The organism is Pseudomonas sp. AC070, assembly GCF_979258635.1.
Genome location: NZ_OZ409871.1, coordinates 2,540,160 through 2,558,474 on the forward strand (window position 1 = coordinate 2,540,160; position 18,315 = coordinate 2,558,474).

The window sequence follows — 18,315 nt, forward strand, 5'->3', positions numbered from 1 at the left end:
AGCAAAACCCCCGTTAACCGGGGGTTTTGTGTTTTTGGGGTTGGCAGTGGTTTGTAAGGGAGGGCGACGCCTTCCAAACGCATCCAGCCCTTGCGCCACGGCCTTCTCAAAGGCAGAGTACGCCGAACCATCTCTGAGCCGCCCCGCTTATGCCTGCTCCGGCCCGTATCCTGCTCGTTTTACTCGCTGCGCTGCTGTCTGCCTGCGCCAGTTCGCCACCCCCTTCAAAACCGATCGTGTACGCACCACCCAGCGCCACGCAGAGCGATGCGGCGGACGACGTGCTGTTTCGCGCCCTGGGCTTGGTCGGCACGCCGTATCGCTACGGCGGCAACACGCCGGACAGCGGCTTCGACTGCAGCGGCCTGATCGGCTATGTGTACCGCGACGCCGCGGGCATCTCGCTGCCGCGCTCCACCCGCGAAATGGTCAGCATGGGGGCCCCCAGCGTAAGGCGTGAAGCCCTCCAGGCCGGCGATCTGGTGTTCTTCGCCACAGCCGGCGGCGGCAAGGTTAGCCATGCGGGCATCTACGTCGGCGAAGGGCGCTTCGTCCACGCGCCCTCCAGCGGCGGAACCGTGCGCCTGGACAGCCTGTCCACCGCCTACTGGCTGAAAAGCTACGTAGACGCCAAACGCGTCTTGAGCCCGGCGCGGTTAGCACGCACGCCCTGAGCCAGCGGCGCCGCTTTCATATTCAGTGACCCTGCCCAGGACGGACTGCATGACCGCTCGAACGCTTGCCCTCGATGACGCGCTCTACAACTACCTGCTCGATGTGTCCCTGCGTGAAACCCCACTGCTAAAACGCCTGCGCGAAGAAACCCAAGCGCTGCCGATGGCGCGCTGGCAGGTGGCGCCGGAGCAGGGCCAGTTCCTCGCGCTGCTGGTGAAACTCACCGGTGCCAAGCGTTTATTGGAAATCGGCACCTTCACCGGCTACAGCGCCCTGAGCATGGCCAGCGCTTTGCCCGAAGACGGCCACCTGCTGTGCTGCGACCTGCCCGGCGACTACAACCACATCGCCCGTCGCTACTGGTTTCAAGCCGAACTGCAAGACCGCATCGAACTGCGCCTGGCGCCCGCGCTGGAAACCTTGGGCCAATTGGAGCGGGAAGGGCGCGGCGAGAGTTTCGACCTGATCTTTATCGACGCCGACAAAGCCAACTACCCGGTTTATCTGGAACACGCCCTGGCCCTGGTGCGCCCCGGTGGCGTAATTCTGTTCGACAACACCTTGTGGAGCGGCCGCGTGCTCGAAGAGTCGCCCGACAGCCCCGACACCCGCGCCATTCAGACCCTCAACCGTCGATTGAAAACCGACCAGCGCGTGGACCTGTCGCTTCTGCCGATCGGCGACGGCCTGACCCTGTGCCGCAAGCGCTGATCAGCCACCCGCGATGCCCGAACCAATCCGCCTTCCGCCCCAGCCCGACCAATGCGAATTGTGCCAGCGCCCCGTGCCGCTCACCCGGCATCACCTGATTCCCAAAGCGCTGCACAACAAGCCCTACGTGCAAAAGCACTTCGCCAAAAGCGAACGCATCACCGCCACGCTGTGGGTGTGCCGGGCGTGCCATAACCAGATTCATCGATTGTTTAGTGAGAAGGAGTTGGCGCTGAGCTACAACAGTCGAGATGCGCTGCTCAGCGATGAGCGCTTGCAGACGTTTGTGAGTTGGCTGGCGACCAAGCCGCCAGGGTTTATGCCTAGGCATTGAGCCGAATGGCAGCTCGCCGCGAAGTCTGTAGGAGCGGCTTCAGCCGCGATGTTTTTGATCTGCAGTTGAAGCAGATGACGTTCACTCGATTCGCGTTGATCTGCTCTTGATCTGCTCTTGATCCAGCTTGTGATCTTCCGCTCTTGATTTTGATCTACCCCGCGAGGTTTATCGCAGGCCGAGTCGCAAGCGCTGAAAAATCTCGCGGCTAAAGCCGCTCCTACAATGGGAACACTCCTTCAATCATCCGGATCAACAATCCCTTCGCGCACGGCATACAACACCAGCCCCGCGACATCATGGATATGCAACCGCTTCATGATCTGCGCCCGGTGCGCCTCCACGGTCTTCACGCTCAACCCCAACCCTTCGGCAATCAGCCGCGTGCTCACCCCCCGGCTAATCAAACGCAAAATCTCAATCTGCCGCTCCGTCAGGCTCTGCGCAACGGGCAACGGCCGTTGCGAGCGTGCCAGCACGCGTTCCATAACAGGTTGGGCAATGGATGAACTGAGATAACGCTGGCCCCGGCCAACCGCATTCAGCGCTTGGTGGAGCTCGTCGATAGCAGCGTCTTTAAGCAAATAGCCGCGCGCGCCTTTTTCCAGGGCGGACACCACCACCTCGGCATCGGCGTGCATCGACAGCATCAGCACGCGCGAGTCGGGCGCGGCGGTTGCCAGTTCTCTCAGGGCTTCAAGGCCGCTGACGCCGTGCATCGAGACGTCGAGCAAGATGATGTCCGGGTGCAGCGCGCGGGCCATGTCGACGGTTTGTCGACCATCCTGCGCTTCGCCAACGACCTCGTAGCCAGGCAGGGTTTCGATCATGGCTCGTACGCCGACGCGAATTAACGCGTGATCGTCGGCCAGCAACAGACGACAGGTCATAGCGGCACGCTGCAGCAGGAGCTATGACGGCAACAGCGTTGCCAGAAGAAAAGGAAGGTAAAACGGCGATCACGCATTGCTTGGACTCCTGTCTCAAACTGCGCCGAACGGGCGCAAGGCGAGGCTCGACACGGCCGCGCTTATAAGCAATGAGTAAGGAGTGTAGCGAAGGTTCGGCTAATTTGATGGGCAAGTGGCCATCATTGTGCACGGCAAAGTGCCTGCAGGCGCTCTACGTTGGGCGCCAAAGCGTTCGTCGGCTGATTTGTTACGGCGCCGGCCGGGCGGTGCCCAGCGATTCGTAGCCCTCCCGATATCGGTAGAGACCACGACGAAGGGCATGAAACCGTATTACAGCTTACTGAGTCAGCGCTGGGCGCCGATGGCCGGATCCTGGCTGGATACGGCGTCCTGCATACGCTGCATATCGAGTTGCAAGTAATCGATCATCTGCTCTGAGCGATCCTGAAGTTGCATCGAGCTAGCGGCGCGGCCATGCAATTCGTTGGAGCAAGAGTCGAGCCGCGGTTGACTGTCCGCGACAATTGGCCGAGGGCGGCAAAACCAGGCGCCTATCAGGTTAATCAACATCCCGGCCGCAATTAACCAGGGCTGGGACACGACCAATCCGGTGCAATTGATGACGAGTCCAAGGTAAAGCGCGTAATAAGCCAGCACGGGAATGTCTCCACCAACGTTCAAGGTGGGGAAATTCTACGTAGGCCTGGTCGCTAGAGAAGTAAGGCGACTTGCTTCGATTGCGTAGGGACTTACTGCAAGAACAAGGGGGCCGTGTGCCCTAGTTGGTGCGGGCGTACTGGATGATGACCTTAGGCAAATTGCCAAGTGATTCGGTGCTTTGGGCAGCATCCAGGCGCAGGGCTTCTTTGGGCATGCCGAACACCACGCAGCTGGCTTCGTCCTGCGCCACGGTGCGCGCGCCGGCTTCACGCATGGTCAGCAGGCCACGGGCGCCGTCGTCGCCCATGCCGGTCATGATGATGCCCAGGGCGTTATGGCCGGCGTGTTTAGCCACCGAGCGAAACAGCACGTCCACCGACGGCTTGTGCCGGTTCACCGGCGGGCCATCAATCACTTCCACGAAGTACTGCGCACCACTGCGTTTGAGCTGCATGTGTTTGCCACCCGGCGCCACGAGGGCCAGGCCGGGGCGCACGCGGTCCATGTGTTTGGCTTCGCGCACGTCGATAGCGCAGAGGCTGTCGAGGCGCTGGGCAAAGGCGGCGGTGAACTTCTCAGGCATGTGCTGAACGATGACGATGCCGGGGCAGCCGGCCGGCAATTGTCGCAGCACCACTTCCAGGGCCTGGGTGCCGCCTGTGGATGTGCCGAGTGCTACCACGCGATCGGTGGTGGTCAGCGACGGCTTTTCTGCGTGCGGCTCCGGCTGGGCAGCAGCGATCACTGTTTTTGCGACAGACGCCCCTGGAGTTGCCTTTGGCATGGCGCGTGGACTACTACGAGCGGCCATTTCAATCTGACGAATCAAATCGCCGGATATCTGCTGCAAGCTGTCTTTGAGCCCGAGCTTGGCTTTGGTGAATACGCCTACAGCGCCTGCCGCCAGGGCGTCGAGGGTGATGGCGGCGCCGGCTTCGGTGAGTGTTGAGCAGATGATTGATGGCGTCGGCCGCTCGGCCATGATTTTGCGCAGGAACGTGATGCCGTCCATGCGCGGCATTTCCACGTCCAGCACCAGAACGTCGGGCCACTGTTTCTGCATTTTTTCCAGTGCAAACAGCGGGTCGGCGGCCTGGCCGATTACGTCGATGGTCGGGTGGCTGTGCAGGCAGGCGGTAAGCACCTGGCGCACCAATGCCGAGTCATCGACGATAAATACTTTGATCCGCGCGTTATGGGGCATCGGCTGGTTCCGTTTCTTAAAGGCGTTCAAACACCGAAGGGCGCAGGGTTCGCAGCGGCAAGTCGAAACCGTGCAGGCTTTCGGCGTGGCCGATAAACAGCAAGCCGCCAGGGTGCAGGCGCTCGACCAAGCGTTGCGTAATGGCGCGCTTTTCGTCCTGGGCGAAGTAGATCAACACGTTGCGCAGGAAAATCACGTCGAACGGCCCGACCCCAGCGGGAATAGGGCGCATCAGGTTGACCTCGGCAAAGTTCACCCGGTGGCGCAATTCCTGGTTCATGCGAAACAAACCCTCGCTGTCTGCCACGCCGCGCAGGCAATAGCGCTTGAGCCAGCCGGCCGGAAAGTTATCGGCCTGCTCCAGCGGATACGTGCCACGGCGCGCGGTATCGAGTACGCGGCGGCTGAGGTCGCTGGCGAATATCGACCAATCACGGCTGGCCGAATGCTCGGCGGCGACCATGGCCATGGTGAACGCTTCCTGCCCCGATGAGCTGGCCGCGCTCCACATGTGAATAGGGCGGCGCTGCTTGCCCAGCCATTCGCCCAGCACCTCGAAGTGCTGCGGCTCGCGGAAGAAGTAGGTTTCGTTAGTGGTCAGCAGGTCGATCACCAGACGCCGTTCTTCCTGTTCGTTCGGGTCGTTGATCAGCTGCATATAGGCGCCGTAGTTAGGCACCCCGCGTTCGCGCAGCCGGCACATCAGCCGGCCTGCCATCAGCGTGCGCTTTTGCTCGGCCATGCGAATGCCCGAGGCCTGCAGCATCATCTGCTGCAGGCTGCGGAAGTCGCTGTCACTCAGTTTTGGCAGGTTTGAGGTGGGCATCAACTGGCCTGACGGGCGAGGCTCAACTGGCGGATATCGTCGAGCGACAGCACCCGCCGTACGTCCAGCACAATGGTGAAGCCGCGCTCATCACGGGCCATGCCGGCAATAAAGTCAGTGTTGATGCCGGCACCAAACGGTGGCGGCGGTTCAACCGTGGAACCGTCGATATCCAGCACGGCGTCCACGGCATCCACGACCAAACCGATGCGCTGCTCCTGATCGTCCAGGTGCAGTTCGATGATCACGATGCAGGTGCGCTTGTTGGCCACGCTCAGCGGCATGCCGAAGCGCGCCGCCAAGTCGAGCACCGGCACCACGTTGCCGCGCAGGTTGATCACGCCGTGGATAAAGCTCGGCATCATCGGCACCGTGGTGATCTGCCCGTATTCGATAATCTCGCGCACCAGCTCGATCGGCAGCGCATAACGCGCGTCGCGAACCCGGAACGACAGGTGCTGCACGCTATCGGGCGTGGCGGCAGCGCTGGCTTGTAGGTGAGGCATGGCTTGGCGTCCCGGTGCTTAGTTGAAGTTCACAAACTGGCCTTCATCCACCAGCCCTTGCCCTGGCTTGCGCGGCTCCTGGCGACGCAACTCGCGCACATTGCTCGGCCCGCGCGGTTGGCTCGGTTTGTGGCTGGCGGCAGCGGCGAAATTGTCGAGGCGGAAGTAGCCGATCAGTTCCTGCAACTGGCTGGCCTGGGCGTTCATTTCTTCGGCCGTGGCGGCCAACTCTTCCGAGGCCGAGGCGTTTTGCTGGGTGATCTGGTTCATCTGGCCCATGGCGATGTTGATCTGCCCGGCGCCGCTGGATTGCTCTTGCGAAGCGGCGGTGATTTCTTGCACCAGGTCGGAGGTTTTCTGAATGTTTGGCACAATTTCGTCGAGCAGTTTGCCGGCCTGTTCGGCGAGGCTGACGCTGTTGCTCGCCACGCCGCCAATTTCCTGCGCGGCCACCTGGCTGCGTTCAGCCAGTTTGCGCACTTCGGCAGCGACCACGGCGAAGCCTTTGCCATGGTCGCCGGCACGGGCGGCTTCAATGGCGGCGTTCAGGGCGAGCAGATTGGTCTGGTAGGCGATGTCATCGATGATGCCGATTTTGGCCGCGATTTGTTTCATCGCCTGCACCATTTCGCGCACGGCCTGGCCGCCTTGAACGGCGTCGCTAGCGGCTTTGCCGGCGATGCCATCGGTGATTTGCGCGCTTTCGGTGTTCTGCGCAATCGAGGCCGACATCTGTTCAACCGACGCAGTGGTTTCTTCGACGCTGGCGGCTTGTTCGGTGGCGGCCTGGCTCAGCGACATGGAGGTGGCGCTGACCTCCTCGGAGGCCGAGGACAACGAATCGGCGGCGCTGCGCACATCGCCCATCACCGAGCGCAGGCGTTCGGTCATGTGTTGCATGGAGGCGAGCAACTTGCCGGTTTCGTCTTTGCTGTCCGAGGTGATGCTCACGCTGAGGTCGCCCTCGGCCAGGCTGTTGGCCACGTCTACCGCACGGTTGAGTGGGCGGGTGATGCTGCGGGTGACCAGAATGCCAATGGCGAAGCCCAGGCCGGCGGCGATCAGAATCAGCACGATCATTTGCGTACGAGAGCCCTCGTAAATCGTGGTGATGGTGTCGTTGGCTTCCCCGGCGCGGTTTTTTTTCTGCTCAACCAACGCGGCAATCGTTTCGTCGGCGGCGTTGCTCTGGGCACGCAGCTCGGGCAGCAAGGCGATCACGTCGTTTGCCTCGGCGAAGCGGCCGCTGGCTTTGTTGATGTCGAGAATACGCAGCGCAGTTTGCTCGTAGGCGTTCAGCTCTTTGGTCAGGGTGGCCAACTGCGCCAACGACTCGGGGCTGCTGAAGCTGGGGCGCGCCTTGTCGAGGTTTTCGTGCATGGCTTTAAGCGCCTCGTGCACCTGGGCAATGGTGCGCTCGCGCTCTTCGGCGTTGGTGCTGAGCAAGCTGCTGCGCAGGTGACGGCCCACGTAGGCGAGGTTGAGGTTGGCCGTTTGCATATAGCTCAGGCCGATCATTTCGCGCTGGTACATCTGGTCGGACAGGTCGTTGACCTTGCCCAAATTAACAATGCCAAGGGCGCCCACCACGGCGGTGAGAATCACCACCAGGGTGAAGCCGGCGATCAGGCGAATGCCGATCTTCAAGTTACGGATAGCGTGCATAAAAGGTCTCCTAGGAGCCGGTGAGGTCCGGTCGCGGTTGGTTAGCGCGCGAGTCGGCCTCGACGCTGTGTTGCAGGGTGTTGAACAGACTGGCGATATCCAGGATCAAGGCGATTTGCCCGGAGCCGAGAATGGTGGAGCCGCTGATGCCTTGCAGGTGTTGGAACAGCAGGCCCAGCGGCTTGATAACGGTTTGCAGCTCGCCGTGCAGGTGGTCGACGATCAACCCGGCCTGCTGGCGGCCAAAATTGACCACCACAATGTTGCGGCGGTTGGTGTGGCTGGCGGGCAAGCCAAAGTGCGCGGCGAGGTCGATGCACGGCAGCGGTTTGCCGCGCAGCTCGATGTAGCCATAGGTGCAGCGCGCCAATTGGGTGGCGTCCAGCTCGATGCATTCGGTGACCAAATCCAGCGGCACCACCAAGTGTTCATCGCCCAGGCTGACCAAAAAGCCATCGATGATTGCCAGGGTCAGCGGCAGGCGAATGCGGAAGGTGGTGCCTTGGCCGAGCACCGAATCGATGTCGATGCTGCCGCGCAGGGCATCGATGGCGCTGCGCACCACGTCCATGCCAACACCACGGCCGGAGAGGTCGGACACCGCGTCGGCGGTGGAGAAACCGGCGGCGAAAATCAGCCGTTGAATATCGTGTTCCGAGAGGTTGGCTTGGGCGTCGATCAAGCCCCGGGCGATGGCTTTTTCGCGGATGCGTGCGGTGTTCAGGCCGTGGCCGTCGTCGCTCACTTCAATCACGATCATGCCCGACTCGTGGTAGGCATTCAGGCGCAGCAAGCCCTGCGCCGATTTGCCGGCCGCCGCGCGTTGTTCGGCGTTTTCGATGCCGTGGTCGATGGCGTTGCGCACCAGGTGGGTGAGCGGGTCGGCCAGTTGGTCGATCACCGATTTATCCAGCTCGGTGTCGGCGCCGCGAATGTCCAGGCGGATGTCTTTGCCCAGTTGCTGGCTGACGTCGCGCACCACGCGGTGGAAGCGGTTGAAGGTGTCGCCAATTTCGATCATGCGCATTTTCAGCGCCGCTTCACGAATTTGCTCGACGTGATGATTCACCGTTTGCGCGCTTTCAATGCATTGGGCGTTGCCGTGCTTTTGCGCGTGCAACTGCGCGCCGGCCGCGCTGATCACCAGTTCGCCGACCAGGTTGATCAGCTCGTCGAGTTTGTGCGCGGCCACGCGAATCGGGCTGTCGTTCACACGTTTATCGCGGGAGGCTTTTTGTTTGGCCAGCGCTGCGTCTACGGCTTTCGGTGCGACCATGCCCTGGCTCACCAGCACTTCGCCAAGCGCGGGTTTTTCATCGGTGGCGCTGGCTTGCAGGTGCAGCCCGGTTTGCAGTTCGTGTTCGGTGAGCAGGCCGGCGGTGACCAGAATCTGGCCAATGCGCGCATCGCTTTCGGGCAACTGCTGAATAAGCTTGAGGTAGTCATCCAGCACGCTGTCGGGCGGCAAGATGTGCAAGGTGCAGAAGTCGCGGATGAACTCGAACACCTCTTCAATTTCGGTTTTGCTGGCCTCGCTTTGCAGGTCAATTTCCAAACCCAGGTAGCAGCTTTCCGGGTCCAGATCGGCAAGGGCTGGCAGCGTGTCGTCGATCAACGCCAGGTGGTTGATATCGCCCAGGCGCGCCAGGTAACGCACAAATGACGCCGGGTCGAAACCGTTGCGCAGCAGGTCGGCGTGAAAGCGCAGGGAAATGTGCCAGGCCGCCGATTTACCCAGCGAGGCCACGACCGGCGCCGCGCTGGCAGGTTCATGGGCAGCCGTTACTGGCATGGCGCCCGGCACGGCCTGCGCATGTTCAGCCAAGGTGGCCAGCAGTTGCGCCTGATGCTCTTCATCCACCGGCAGCTCGCCGCTGTGCGGATCGATCAAGGCGACCATGGAAGCGATTTCATCCAGGCAGCGCAGCAGCACGGAAATCAGCGCCGGGGTCAGGGTGCCGGCGCCGTCGCGCACGGCCATCAGCAGGTTTTCCAGGTGATGGGTAAAGCCCACCAACGGCGTCAGCGAGAACAAACCCGCCGAACCTTTGATGGTGTGCATGGCGCGGAACAGGCCGCTCAGGGCCTCTTCGTCAGTGGGCGACTGGTCCAGTTGCAGCAGGTATTCCTCGGCCTGCTTGGTCAGCTCGCTCGCTTCTTCGATAAAGCCCAGCAGCAGTTGCGTCCACTGTTCGCCGTTCAGCATGGGGTGGCCCTCAGGCCTGGGCTGCCGACAACGGCAGCAAATGAGAGAGGCGCAACAGGGCGAGCAGCTCGAGTACGGCGGCGGCCGGGTTGCAGGTTTCCAACACGATGCCCAGCTGTTGCAGCGACTTGTGCAAGGCCAGCAACAGCTGCACGCCGGCGGTGTCGAGTTCTTCCACCTCGCTCAGGTCCAGGCGCCAGGCCGGCACGTGCGTGTCGCTGTTGAGCACGGCGGCGAGCTCGGTGTGGGCCTGACTCACTTCATAAATGGTCAGGCTGCCGGCAATGGCCAACTGGCCGGGGGCAGGGTGGCTGAGCTGAAACATGTCAGCTGGCCAACTTGTCGACGGCCGACAACAACTGCGCCGGCTGGAACGGTTTGACGATCCAGGCGCGCGCACCCGCTGCCTGGCCTTCGGCCTTTTTGTTTTGCTCGCTTTCGGTGGTCAGCATGACGATGGGGGTGAACTTGTATTCCGGCCGCGCCTTGAGTGCCTTGACCAGGCCGATGCCGTCGAGATTGGGCATGTTCACGTCGCTGATGATCAGGTTGACCTTTTGCCCGGTCAGCTTGGCCAGCGCATCGCGGCCGTCGACGGCCTCAATCACTTGGTGGCCGGCGCCGGTGAGGGTCATTTTCACCAGTTGGCGCATGGACGATGAGTCATCGACGATCAAAATGGTTTTGGCCATGGGGCAGGGCTCCGTCAGGGCAAGGAAAAGGCGTTAGAAAAAGGTGATGTCGTCTTGCGCAGCGCGGCTTTTGCCGGCTGCACGGCGGCCGCCGCGTTCTTCGTCGGTGGTGAATTGGCTGCGCAGTTCACGCAGCCAGCGCTGCGGGTCGCTGATGATCGGGTCCTGGTTTTGCAGCGCGCTTTGCAAGCGCTGCATGTCGCTTTGCAAGTGGTCGAGCATCTGGTCGGAGCGGTCCTGAAACTGCAGGCTGACGACGATTTCCTGAATGTCGCCCTGGGTGACGCGGGTGTCCTGTTGCAGTTCGAGCGAGCTGTGGGTCAGCTCGTCGAGGTTGGCCGACAGGCCCTGCATGATTTCGCCGGCCACCTGATCGAGGTAACGCAGGTTGCTTTCTTCGCTGGTCGACAGCTGATCGGCCGCGCCAACGGTGGACTGGATGGCTTTGTTGATTTCGCCGACTTTCTCGACCATGCGCTGGCCGGTTTCGGCCGACAGGCTGGACAGCTTGCGCACCTCATCGGCCACTACCGAGAAGCCGCGGCCGTACTCGCCGGCACGCGCCGCTTCGATGGCGGCGTTAAGGGCGAGCAGGTTGGTTTGGCTGGCGATGTCCTGCACGTGCTTGGACATGCTCTGCAATTCGCTGGCGTAGCTGTTCAGGTGGCCGACGGTGGCGAGCAGTTGCTTGCGGTTGTCGCTGGCGGCGTGAAAGGCGCTGGTCACTTCGTCGAGGCGCGCGTTGGCGGTGCGCAGGCTGTCGCCGATGCCGTTGTTGCCGAGCACGCTTTCGGAGCGGTTGAGGGTTTGTTGCAGGCGGTCGACCAGGCTGGCGAAGCGGTCGAAGAGGGCGCTGACGTTACTGCCCAGCAGTTGGCGCACCTGGCCAAGGTTGTCGTTCCAGGTGGGCAACAGCGCAGTGAGCAGCGGTTGGTTGTCCAGGGTCGGCGCGGTTTCTTCAACGTAAACCGGCTCGGCCACGGGCGCCTTGCTCGGCCTAACAAACACGCCGGCCAATGCAGTAACGGCAAGACCGGCACCGGCCAACCACGGCATGGACACGCCCAGGCCAACAAGGCTGATGACAACTCCAAGGTACAGCGCGCTATAGGCCAACACGGCAAATTCCCGACCAGGTTCAAGGTGGGCGAACTATAGGCAGCCGCGCATAACCGAAAAATCGGGGCACCCCCTACACGCTTTGTAGGGGTTTCCCCTATACAGAAGTGCGCCGAGTTGGCGCCCCCCGCCGAATTGACGCTCAACCTGCAACCCTCTAACCTGCCACCCTCGCTTCAGGTGCCGCCATTTGGCGGTGAAACAGGGAAGTCGGTCCCGCTTGTTTTGCACGTGTTGCGCGTACAAAAGAAACGGCACAAGCCGACGCTGCCCCCGCAACGGTAATTGAGCTGAACACCGCACTAGCCACTGTGTTGAACACGGGAAGGCGCGCTGTTCTGTTGGCCATCACTGGCCGCGCTCATTAGCCCGGAGACCGGCCTGTCGCAGTACCACGGCATTGCGGAGGGCTTTGTCTGGCGTCGGGTGATTGCCTGCAATCCCTGCGTCTGCCGTTCTCCGCTAGCCTCAACCACGCCAATGAAAAACCACTGCCGCGCGCTGGGTTTCATGGCCTGGACAATTGATGTTGAAGAGCTGAGACCGCAATGAGCGAATCCGCAGAACGCGACGCCCGCCACAAGGCGCGCATGGCCCGCAAAAAAGCCCTTATCGACGAGAAAATCGCCCAGGCGCAGAACGAATACGGCCTGCTGCTGGTGCACACCGGCAATGGCAAAGGCAAAAGCAGTTCGGCCTTTGGCATGGTGGCGCGGGCCTTGGGCCATGGCATGAAAGTGGGCGTGGTGCAGTTCATTAAAGGCGCGGCCAGTACCGGCGAAGAACGTTTCTTCCGCCGCTTCCCCGAAGAAGTCAGCTACCACGTGATGGGCGAGGGCTACACCTGGGACACCCAGGACCGCCAGCGCGACATCGACAAAGCAGTCGCTGCCTGGGCCGTGGCCAAAGACATGCTCAACGACCCGGCCATCGGCCTGGTGGTGCTGGATGAGCTGAATATCGCCCTGAAACACAACTACCTCGACCTCGACACCGTGCTCGCCGATATCGGCGGCCGCCCGGAATTTCAGCACGTGGTCGCCACCGGCCGTGGCGCGCCGCCTGCGCTCATTGAAGCGGCCGACACCGTGACCGAAATGGCAATGGTCAAGCACGCGTTCAAATCCGGCGTCAAAGCCCAGGCCGGGGTGGAGTTCTGATGCAGAGCCACGCATGCCCGGCGCTGTTGATCGCCGCACCGGCGTCCGGCCAGGGCAAAACCACCGTCACCGCCGCCCTGGCGCGCTTGCACACACGCCAAGGCAAACGGGTGCGGGTATTCAAATGCGGGCCGGATTTTCTCGACCCCATGATTCTCGCCCGCGCCAGCGGTGCGCCGGTGTACCAGCTGGATTTGTGGATGGTCGGCGAAGCGGAAAGCCGCCGCCTGCTCTGGGAAGCCGCCGCCGAGGCTGATCTGATTCTGATTGAAGGCGTCATGGGCCTGTTCGACGGCACGCCATCGGCGGCCGACCTGGCCCGTCACTTCGGCGTGCCGGTGCTGGCCCTGATTGACGGTTCCGGCATGGCGCAAACCTTCGGCGCCATGGCTCACGGCATGGCCACGTACCAGGCCGACCTGCCGTTCTCCGGCGTGCTCGCCAACCGCACCGGCAGCGCCCGCCACGGTGAAATTCTGCGCGACTGCCTGCCGCCTGCCATCAAGTGGTACGGCGCCTTGCCGCGCAGCGCCGCGATTGAACTGCCGAGCCGGCACCTGGGCCTGGTGCAAGCCGAAGAGCTGGAAGACTTGGACGCCCGTCTGGACGCCGCCGCCGACGCCCTGGCCGCCAGCGCCGACACCACGCTGCCGGCGCCGGTGCACTTCGCGCCGCCGCCCACGGCGCGGCATATTGCGCCGTTGCTCAACGGCGTGCGCATCGGCGTGGCGCGCGACACCTCGTTCGCCTTCCTCTACCAAGCCAACCTCGACCTGCTGCGCGAGCTGGGTGCCGAGCTGATCGAATTCTCGCCGTTGCGCGACAGCGCGTTGCCCGAGGTCGATAGCCTGTATTTGCCCGGTGGTTATCCGGAATTGCACCTGCAACCGCTGCAAGCCAACCAGGCCATGCGCGCCGCCATTCATGCCCACCACGCTGCCGGCAAACCGCTGCACGCCGAATGCGGCGGCATGTTGTATCTGCTTGACGCGCTGACCGACAAAGACGGCGCCAGCGGCGAACTGTTGGGCCTGTTGCCTGGCAATGCTCAGATGCATAAAAAGCTCAAAGCGCTGGCCTTGCAGGAAATCGAACTGCCCGAAGGCCGCGTGCGCGGCCATACCTATCACTACTCCGAACTGCACTGCGCCCTGGAGCCGCTGGCCCGTGGCGTGTGCCCGACCTACAAACGCACCAGCGAGGCGGTGTACCGCATCGGCCGGCTGACGGCTTCGTACATTCACTTGTATATGCCGTCCAACCCGGCCGCCGCGGCGGCACTGTTTCTGCCCGGCGCGGCGCCTGCTATCGCCCACGTTCAGCAGAGCGACGAGCAACTGGCATGACGGACCACGCCTACAGCGCCGCTGAGCGCGCGGCCGTGTACCGCGCCATTGCCGAGCGCCGCGACATGCGCCACTTCAGCAGCGGCGAAGTGGCGCCCGAGGTGCTGGCGCGCTTGCTCGAAGCGGCGCACCACGCCCCGAGCGTCGGCCTGATGCAGCCGTGGCGGTTTATCCGCATTACCCGTTCCGAGCTGCGCCATGCCATTCATGCGCTGGTGGAAGAAGAGCGGGTGCGCACTGCCGAGGCGCTGGAACAGCGCGCCGATGAATTTATGCGCCTGAAAGTCGAGGGCATTCGCGACTGCGCCGAGCTGCTGGTGGTCGCCCTCGGCGATGGCCGTGAGGCCCATGTATTTGGCCGGCGCACATTGCCAGAAATGGACCTGGCCTCGGTGTCCTGCGCGATCCAGAATTTCTGGCTGGCAGCGCGCGCTGAAGGGCTGGGCGTGGGCTGGGTGTCGATGTTCGAGCCGCAAGCGTTGGCCGAATTACTGCACCTGCCTGCTGGCGCCAAGCCGGTTGCCGTGCTGTGCGTGGGCCCGGTGCCGGAATTCTATGAAGCGCCGATGCTGCAACAGGAAGGTTGGGCGACGCCGCGACCGCTCAGCGAACTGCTATTCACCGACACCTGGCCGGAGGCGCAATGAGCATCGCCTTGCTCAGCGTCGCCGGAGTGGCGCTGGACGTCTGTTTCGGCGAACCCAAGCGCTGGCATCCGCTGGTGGGCTTTGGTCGTCTGGCCAACGCGCTTGAACAGCGCTTCAACCGCGCCTTTAGCGAAAACGCTGACGACGTCGGGCGCGGCTGGCGCAGCCATGGCGTGACCGCCTGGGTGCTTGCCGTGCTGCCGCTGACCGTCGCCGCCTGGCTGCTGAGCCTGCTGCCCTACATCGGCTGGCTGGTGGACATCGCCGCGCTGTACCTGGCCCTGGGCATGCAAAGCCTGACCGAACATGCGCAGCCGATTGTTCAGGCGCTGCGCGACGGTGATTTGGCCAAAGCCCGCGAGCGGGTGGGCTATATCGTCAGCCGCGACACCTCGGCCCTCGATGAGCACGGCGTGGCGTTGGCGGCCACCGAATCGGTATTGGAAAACGGCAGCGATGCGGTGTTCGCGGCCTTGTTCTGGTTCGTGCTGCTGGGCGCGCCCGGCGTGGTGTTGTACCGCCTGAGCAACACGCTGGACGCCATGTGGGGCTACCGCAACCCGCGCTTCGAGCGTTTCGGCTGGGCGGCGGCGCGCATCGACGACGTGCTCAATCTGATTCCCGCGCGGCTGGTGGCGCTTACCTACGCGCTGCTCGGCAACACGCGCCTGGCCTTGCGCTGCTGGTGGCGGCAGGGCTTCACCTGGTACAGCCCGAACGCCGGCCCAGTGATGGCGGCGGGCGCTGGTGCGCTGGGCGTAGCGCTGGGGCGACCGGCCATGTACCACGGCGCCCTGCGTGAACGCCCACCCTTGGGCGAAGGTCCGGCGCCGGATGCCGACACCATTGAGCGCGCCGTGCGGTTGGTGCGGCGCGGGGTTTTGCTGTGGCTGCTGGTGTTGCTGCTCGGAGGGCGCCTGTTTGCCTAAGCCCATCAGCGCCGGCCTGCTCCATGGCGGCCTGCTCCACGGCGGCCGACTGCAACAGGCCGCGCGTGACTACGGCATTGCCGTCGAAGACTGGCTGGACCTGTCCACCGGCATCGCGCCGTGGCCGTTTCCCCTGGCCGAGATTCCCGTCAGCGCCTGGGCGCGGCTGCCCGAAGATGACGACGGCTTAACCGCCGCTGCCTGCGCGTATTACGGCGTGGAGCAACTGCTGCCGGTGGCCGGTTCACAAGCTGCCATTCAACTACTGCCACGTTTGCGTGGGCGCAGTCGAGTGGGCGTGCTGTCGCCGTGCTACGCCGAACATGCCCACGCCTGGCGCGAAGCCGGGCACGATGTTCGCGAATTGACCGAGGCCGACGTCGCCGCGCAGCTCCATGAGCTAGACGTGCTCGTGGTGGTCAACCCCAACAACCCCACCGGCCGCCTGTGCCCGCGCGAACAGCTCGTGAGCTGGCACGCGAACCTGGCGGAGCGGGGCGGGTGGCTGGTGGTGGACGAAGCCTTTATCGACATCACCCCGCAACACAGCCTGGCGGCCGAGTGTCCGCGTGACGGCCTGATCGTGCTGCGCTCATTTGGAAAATTTTTCGGCCTGGCCGGTGCTCGACTGGGCTGCGTGCTGGCCGTGCCAGCGCTGCTACAAGCCCTGGCCGATCGCCTGGGCCCCTGGACCATTAACGGCCCAACCCGCGCGGTGGCCCGCCAGTGTTTCGCCGATCAGGCCAGCCAACAGCGCCAGCGTGAGCGCGCGCTGCACGCCAGTCAGCGGCTTGCCGAACTGATGACGGTTAACGGTCTGCAACCCAGCGGCGGCACTGCACTGTTTCAATGGTGGCAAGGCGAACAAGCCGCCAAGATTCACGATTTTTTTGCCCGGCGCGGCGTGCTGCTGCGGCTGTTTCCGGCTCACAGCAGCCTGCGCATCGGCCTGCCGGCTGAAGAGGCTGACTGGCTAAAACTGACCGAGGTTTTCCACGCGTGGCGCACCTATGAATAACGCAACGGGCACGACCTTGATGATGCAGGGCGCGACCTTAATGGTGCAGGGCACTACGTCCGACGCCGGCAAAAGCACGTTGGTGGCGGCGCTGTGCCGCTGGCTGCATCGCCAAGGCGTGAACGTGGCGCCGTTCAAACCACAGAACATGGCGCTCAACAGCGCGGTAACGGTCGATGGCGGCGAAATCGGCCGCGCCCAGGCGGTGCAGGCGCAAGCCTGTGGTTTGCCGGCACACACCGACATGAACCCGGTGCTGCTCAAACCCAACAGCGACACCGGCGCGCAAGTCATCATTCATGGCCGCGCCGTCACCAGCATGGAAGCGGCCCAGTACCACGACTACAAAAAGGTTGCCATGCAGGCCGTGTTGCAATCGCACCAACGATTGAGTAGCGCCTATTCGGTGGTGATGGTCGAGGGCGCGGGGTCGCCTGCGGAAATCAACTTGCGCGCGGGCGACATCGCCAATATGGGCTTTGCCGAGGCGGTGGATTGCCCGGTGATTCTGATCGCCGACATCGATCGCGGCGGCGTGTTCGCCCATTTGGTCGGCACGTTGGAACTGCTCTCTGAAAGCGAGCAAGCGCGGGTCAAAGGCTTCGTCATCAACCGCTTTCGCGGCGCCCTCAGCCTGCTGCAACCGGGCCTCGACTGGCTGGAACAACGCACCGGCAAACCGGTGCTGGGCGTGCTGCCGTACCTCACCGATTTGCACCTGGAAGCTGAAGACGCCGTCGACACCCGGCAAATCGCCAAAGCCGAGCAGGTGCTCAAAGTGGTAGTGCCGGTGCTGCCGCGCATCAGCAACCACACCGACTTCGACCCGCTGCGCCTGCACCCCCAGGTAGACCTGCAATTTATCGCCCCCGGCCAGCCGATTCCGCCGGCCGACCTAATTATTCTGCCCGGCTCGAAAAGCACCCGTGGCGACCTCGCCGTGCTGCGGGCGAACGGCTGGGAAAGCGCCTTGCACAAACACCTGCGCTACGGCGGCAAGGTGCTTGGCGTTTGCGGCGGCTTCCAGATGCTCGGCCAACAGATCCACGACCCGGCCGGTATCGAAGGTGCCGCCGGATCGAGCGCGGGACTGCGGCTGCTCGACTTCGAAACGGTGTTGGCCGAACACAAACAGCTGCGCAACGTAAACGGCCACTTGTGCCTCGATGGCGCGGCCATCAGCGGCTATGAAATTCACGCCGGCATCAGCACCGGGCCGGCCTTGGAACAGTTCGCCGTGCAGCTCGACGACGGCCGCTGCGACGGCGCCCGCAGCGACGATGGACAGATTCTCGGCACGTACTTGCACGGCCTGTTCGAAAGTCCAGCGGCATGCAGCGCCGTGCTGGGCTGGGCTGGACTGCAAGACGTGCAAACGGTCGACTACCACGCCCTGCGCGAGCGTGATTTAGAGCGCCTGGCGGATTTGGTGGAACAGCATTTGGATACCGAACAATTACGCAGCTTGTGCGGGCTATAAAACACCCTGTTGGAGCGGCTTTAGCCGCGATGCTCCTGCATTCGAAAAGCATCGCGGCTAAAGCCGCTCCTACAGGGCCGCGATTTGCGCTCGAGGCTTGGCAAACACCGGAAACCAAGCACTTTGCGCGGTATTCCACGCACTCTGTGGGAGCGGCTTTAGCCGCGATGCTCTTGCGACCTAAAAGCATCGCGGCTGAAGCCGCTCCTACAGGGGCGTTGACACT

Annotated in this window: 19 protein-coding genes and 1 riboswitch; of the genes, 9 read left to right on the plus strand and 10 right to left on the minus strand. The window is 63.2% G+C overall.

The window, feature by feature from the left end; translation table 11 throughout:
• Nucleotides 1-149: 149 nt before the first annotated feature.
• The 3 genes from ACZZ0Q_RS11355 to ACZZ0Q_RS11365 are packed head-to-tail and all read left to right on the plus strand — an operon-like array spanning nucleotide 150 to nucleotide 1,720.
• On the plus strand, nucleotides 150-674 hold the full coding sequence (locus ACZZ0Q_RS11355) for a C40 family peptidase (RefSeq protein ID WP_463538915.1): 525 nt from the start codon (nucleotides 150-152) through the stop codon (nucleotides 672-674).
• Nucleotides 675-723: 49 nt separating this feature from the next.
• Nucleotides 724-1,386: an O-methyltransferase gene (locus ACZZ0Q_RS11360; protein WP_463538914.1), complete on the plus strand. Its 663-nt coding sequence runs from the start codon at nucleotides 724-726 to the stop codon at nucleotides 1,384-1,386.
• Between the two features lie 13 nt (nucleotides 1,387-1,399).
• Nucleotides 1,400-1,720, plus strand: coding sequence for a hypothetical protein (locus ACZZ0Q_RS11365; protein WP_463538913.1), 321 nt, complete (start codon nucleotides 1,400-1,402; stop codon nucleotides 1,718-1,720).
• A gap of 239 nt (nucleotides 1,721-1,959) precedes the next feature.
• Here ACZZ0Q_RS11365 and ACZZ0Q_RS11370 read toward each other — a convergent pair whose 3' ends face one another.
• The 10 genes from ACZZ0Q_RS11370 to ACZZ0Q_RS11415 form a co-directional block, all read right to left on the minus strand.
• Entirely contained in the window at nucleotides 1,960-2,610 is a 651-nt protein-coding gene (locus ACZZ0Q_RS11370) for a response regulator (protein WP_463560582.1), read from the minus strand.
• A gap of 366 nt (nucleotides 2,611-2,976) precedes the next feature.
• Nucleotides 2,977-3,288 (minus strand): hypothetical protein, encoded by a 312-nt coding sequence (locus ACZZ0Q_RS11375; RefSeq protein WP_463538912.1) that lies wholly within the window; start codon nucleotides 3,286-3,288, stop codon nucleotides 2,977-2,979.
• 121 nt (nucleotides 3,289-3,409) lie between these two features.
• On the minus strand, nucleotides 3,410-4,495 hold the full coding sequence (locus ACZZ0Q_RS11380; RefSeq protein WP_463538911.1) for a protein-glutamate methylesterase/protein-glutamine glutaminase: 1,086 nt from the start codon (nucleotides 4,493-4,495) through the stop codon (nucleotides 3,410-3,412).
• Between the two features lie 16 nt (nucleotides 4,496-4,511).
• A complete protein-coding gene (locus ACZZ0Q_RS11385; RefSeq protein WP_463538910.1) occupies nucleotides 4,512-5,321 on the minus strand; it encodes a CheR family methyltransferase in 810 nt (269 codons plus the stop codon).
• Nucleotides 5,321-5,827, minus strand: coding sequence for a chemotaxis protein CheW (locus ACZZ0Q_RS11390; protein ID WP_463538909.1), 507 nt, complete (start codon nucleotides 5,825-5,827; stop codon nucleotides 5,321-5,323). Before ACZZ0Q_RS11390 ends, ACZZ0Q_RS11385 begins: the two co-directional genes overlap by 1 nt.
• 18 nt (nucleotides 5,828-5,845) lie before the next feature.
• A complete protein-coding gene (locus ACZZ0Q_RS11395; protein ID WP_463560583.1) occupies nucleotides 5,846-7,492 on the minus strand; it encodes a methyl-accepting chemotaxis protein in 1,647 nt (548 codons plus the stop codon).
• A 10-nt stretch (nucleotides 7,493-7,502) separates the two neighbouring features.
• Nucleotides 7,503-9,698: a chemotaxis protein CheA gene (locus ACZZ0Q_RS11400; protein ID WP_463538907.1), complete on the minus strand. Its 2,196-nt coding sequence runs from the start codon at nucleotides 9,696-9,698 to the stop codon at nucleotides 7,503-7,505.
• A gap of 10 nt (nucleotides 9,699-9,708) precedes the next feature.
• Nucleotides 9,709-10,023: an STAS domain-containing protein gene (locus tag ACZZ0Q_RS11405; RefSeq protein ID WP_463560585.1), complete on the minus strand. Its 315-nt coding sequence runs from the start codon at nucleotides 10,021-10,023 to the stop codon at nucleotides 9,709-9,711.
• Nucleotide 10,024: 1 nt separating this feature from the next.
• Nucleotides 10,025-10,390 carry a response regulator gene (locus tag ACZZ0Q_RS11410; RefSeq protein WP_122495991.1) on the minus strand — a complete coding sequence of 122 codons (366 nt, stop codon included), beginning with the start codon at nucleotides 10,388-10,390 and terminating at the stop codon, nucleotides 10,025-10,027.
• 33 nt (nucleotides 10,391-10,423) lie between these two features.
• On the minus strand, nucleotides 10,424-11,446 hold the full coding sequence (locus tag ACZZ0Q_RS11415) for a methyl-accepting chemotaxis protein (protein ID WP_463542186.1): 1,023 nt from the start codon (nucleotides 11,444-11,446) through the stop codon (nucleotides 10,424-10,426).
• A 224-nt stretch (nucleotides 11,447-11,670) separates the two neighbouring features.
• Nucleotides 11,671-11,908, plus strand: a riboswitch (cobalamin riboswitch).
• Nucleotides 11,909-12,057: 149 nt separating this feature from the next.
• Between ACZZ0Q_RS11415 and cobO the strand changes: the two genes are divergently transcribed.
• From cobO to ACZZ0Q_RS11445, 6 genes are read left to right on the plus strand one after another with little or no spacing between them, the layout of a single operon-like run.
• Entirely contained in the window at nucleotides 12,058-12,669 is a 612-nt protein-coding gene (gene cobO / locus ACZZ0Q_RS11420) for a cob(I)yrinic acid a,c-diamide adenosyltransferase (protein WP_122450863.1), read from the plus strand.
• The gene (locus tag ACZZ0Q_RS11425; protein ID WP_463538906.1) at nucleotides 12,669-14,015 is read left to right on the plus strand and encodes a cobyrinate a,c-diamide synthase; all 1,347 of its coding nucleotides are present in this window, start codon (nucleotides 12,669-12,671) and stop codon (nucleotides 14,013-14,015) included. Before cobO ends, ACZZ0Q_RS11425 begins: the two co-directional genes overlap by 1 nt.
• The gene (gene bluB / locus ACZZ0Q_RS11430; protein WP_463538905.1) at nucleotides 14,012-14,662 is read left to right on the plus strand and encodes a 5,6-dimethylbenzimidazole synthase; all 651 of its coding nucleotides are present in this window, start codon (nucleotides 14,012-14,014) and stop codon (nucleotides 14,660-14,662) included. Before ACZZ0Q_RS11425 ends, bluB begins: the two co-directional genes overlap by 4 nt.
• Nucleotides 14,659-15,591 (plus strand): adenosylcobinamide-phosphate synthase CbiB, encoded by a 933-nt coding sequence (cbiB, locus tag ACZZ0Q_RS11435; protein ID WP_463538904.1) that lies wholly within the window; start codon nucleotides 14,659-14,661, stop codon nucleotides 15,589-15,591. The genes bluB and cbiB overlap by 4 nt, the downstream gene beginning before the upstream one ends.
• Entirely contained in the window at nucleotides 15,584-16,609 is a 1,026-nt protein-coding gene (cobD, locus tag ACZZ0Q_RS11440) for a threonine-phosphate decarboxylase CobD (RefSeq protein ID WP_463538903.1), read from the plus strand. Before cbiB ends, cobD begins: the two co-directional genes overlap by 8 nt.
• A 19-nt stretch (nucleotides 16,610-16,628) precedes the next feature.
• Entirely contained in the window at nucleotides 16,629-18,089 is a 1,461-nt protein-coding gene (locus ACZZ0Q_RS11445) for a cobyric acid synthase (protein ID WP_463542185.1), read from the plus strand.
• The last annotated feature ends 226 nt before the right edge of the window (nucleotides 18,090-18,315 follow it).

Excerpts from the sequence above, each read along its gene's own strand:
- ACZZ0Q_RS11355 (WP_463538915.1), top strand. The coding sequence starts at position 150 with ATGCCTGCTCCGGCCCGTATCCTGCTCGTTTTACTCGCTGCGCTGCTG.
- ACZZ0Q_RS11360 (WP_463538914.1), top strand. The coding sequence starts at position 724 with ATGACCGCTCGAACGCTTGCCCTCGATGACGCGCTCTACAACTACCTG.
- ACZZ0Q_RS11365 (WP_463538913.1), top strand. The coding sequence starts at position 1,400 with ATGCCCGAACCAATCCGCCTTCCGCCCCAGCCCGACCAATGCGAATTG.
- ACZZ0Q_RS11370 (WP_463560582.1), bottom strand. The coding sequence starts at position 2,610 with ATGACCTGTCGTCTGTTGCTGGCCGACGATCACGCGTTAATTCGCGTC.
- ACZZ0Q_RS11380 (WP_463538911.1), bottom strand. The coding sequence starts at position 4,495 with ATGCCCCATAACGCGCGGATCAAAGTATTTATCGTCGATGACTCGGCA.
- ACZZ0Q_RS11385 (WP_463538910.1), bottom strand. The coding sequence starts at position 5,321 with ATGCCCACCTCAAACCTGCCAAAACTGAGTGACAGCGACTTCCGCAGC.
- ACZZ0Q_RS11390 (WP_463538909.1), bottom strand. The coding sequence starts at position 5,827 with ATGCCTCACCTACAAGCCAGCGCTGCCGCCACGCCCGATAGCGTGCAG.
- ACZZ0Q_RS11395 (WP_463560583.1), bottom strand. The coding sequence starts at position 7,492 with ATGCACGCTATCCGTAACTTGAAGATCGGCATTCGCCTGATCGCCGGC.
- ACZZ0Q_RS11400 (WP_463538907.1), bottom strand. The coding sequence starts at position 9,698 with ATGCTGAACGGCGAACAGTGGACGCAACTGCTGCTGGGCTTTATCGAA.
- ACZZ0Q_RS11405 (WP_463560585.1), bottom strand. The coding sequence starts at position 10,023 with ATGTTTCAGCTCAGCCACCCTGCCCCCGGCCAGTTGGCCATTGCCGGC.
- ACZZ0Q_RS11410 (WP_122495991.1), bottom strand. The coding sequence starts at position 10,390 with ATGGCCAAAACCATTTTGATCGTCGATGACTCATCGTCCATGCGCCAA.
- ACZZ0Q_RS11415 (WP_463542186.1), bottom strand. The coding sequence starts at position 11,446 with ATGCCGTGGTTGGCCGGTGCCGGTCTTGCCGTTACTGCATTGGCCGGC.
- cobO (WP_122450863.1), top strand. The coding sequence starts at position 12,058 with ATGAGCGAATCCGCAGAACGCGACGCCCGCCACAAGGCGCGCATGGCC.
- ACZZ0Q_RS11425 (WP_463538906.1), top strand. The coding sequence starts at position 12,669 with ATGCAGAGCCACGCATGCCCGGCGCTGTTGATCGCCGCACCGGCGTCC.
- bluB (WP_463538905.1), top strand. The coding sequence starts at position 14,012 with ATGACGGACCACGCCTACAGCGCCGCTGAGCGCGCGGCCGTGTACCGC.
- cbiB (WP_463538904.1), top strand. The coding sequence starts at position 14,659 with ATGAGCATCGCCTTGCTCAGCGTCGCCGGAGTGGCGCTGGACGTCTGT.
- ACZZ0Q_RS11445 (WP_463542185.1), top strand. The coding sequence starts at position 16,629 with ATGATGCAGGGCGCGACCTTAATGGTGCAGGGCACTACGTCCGACGCC.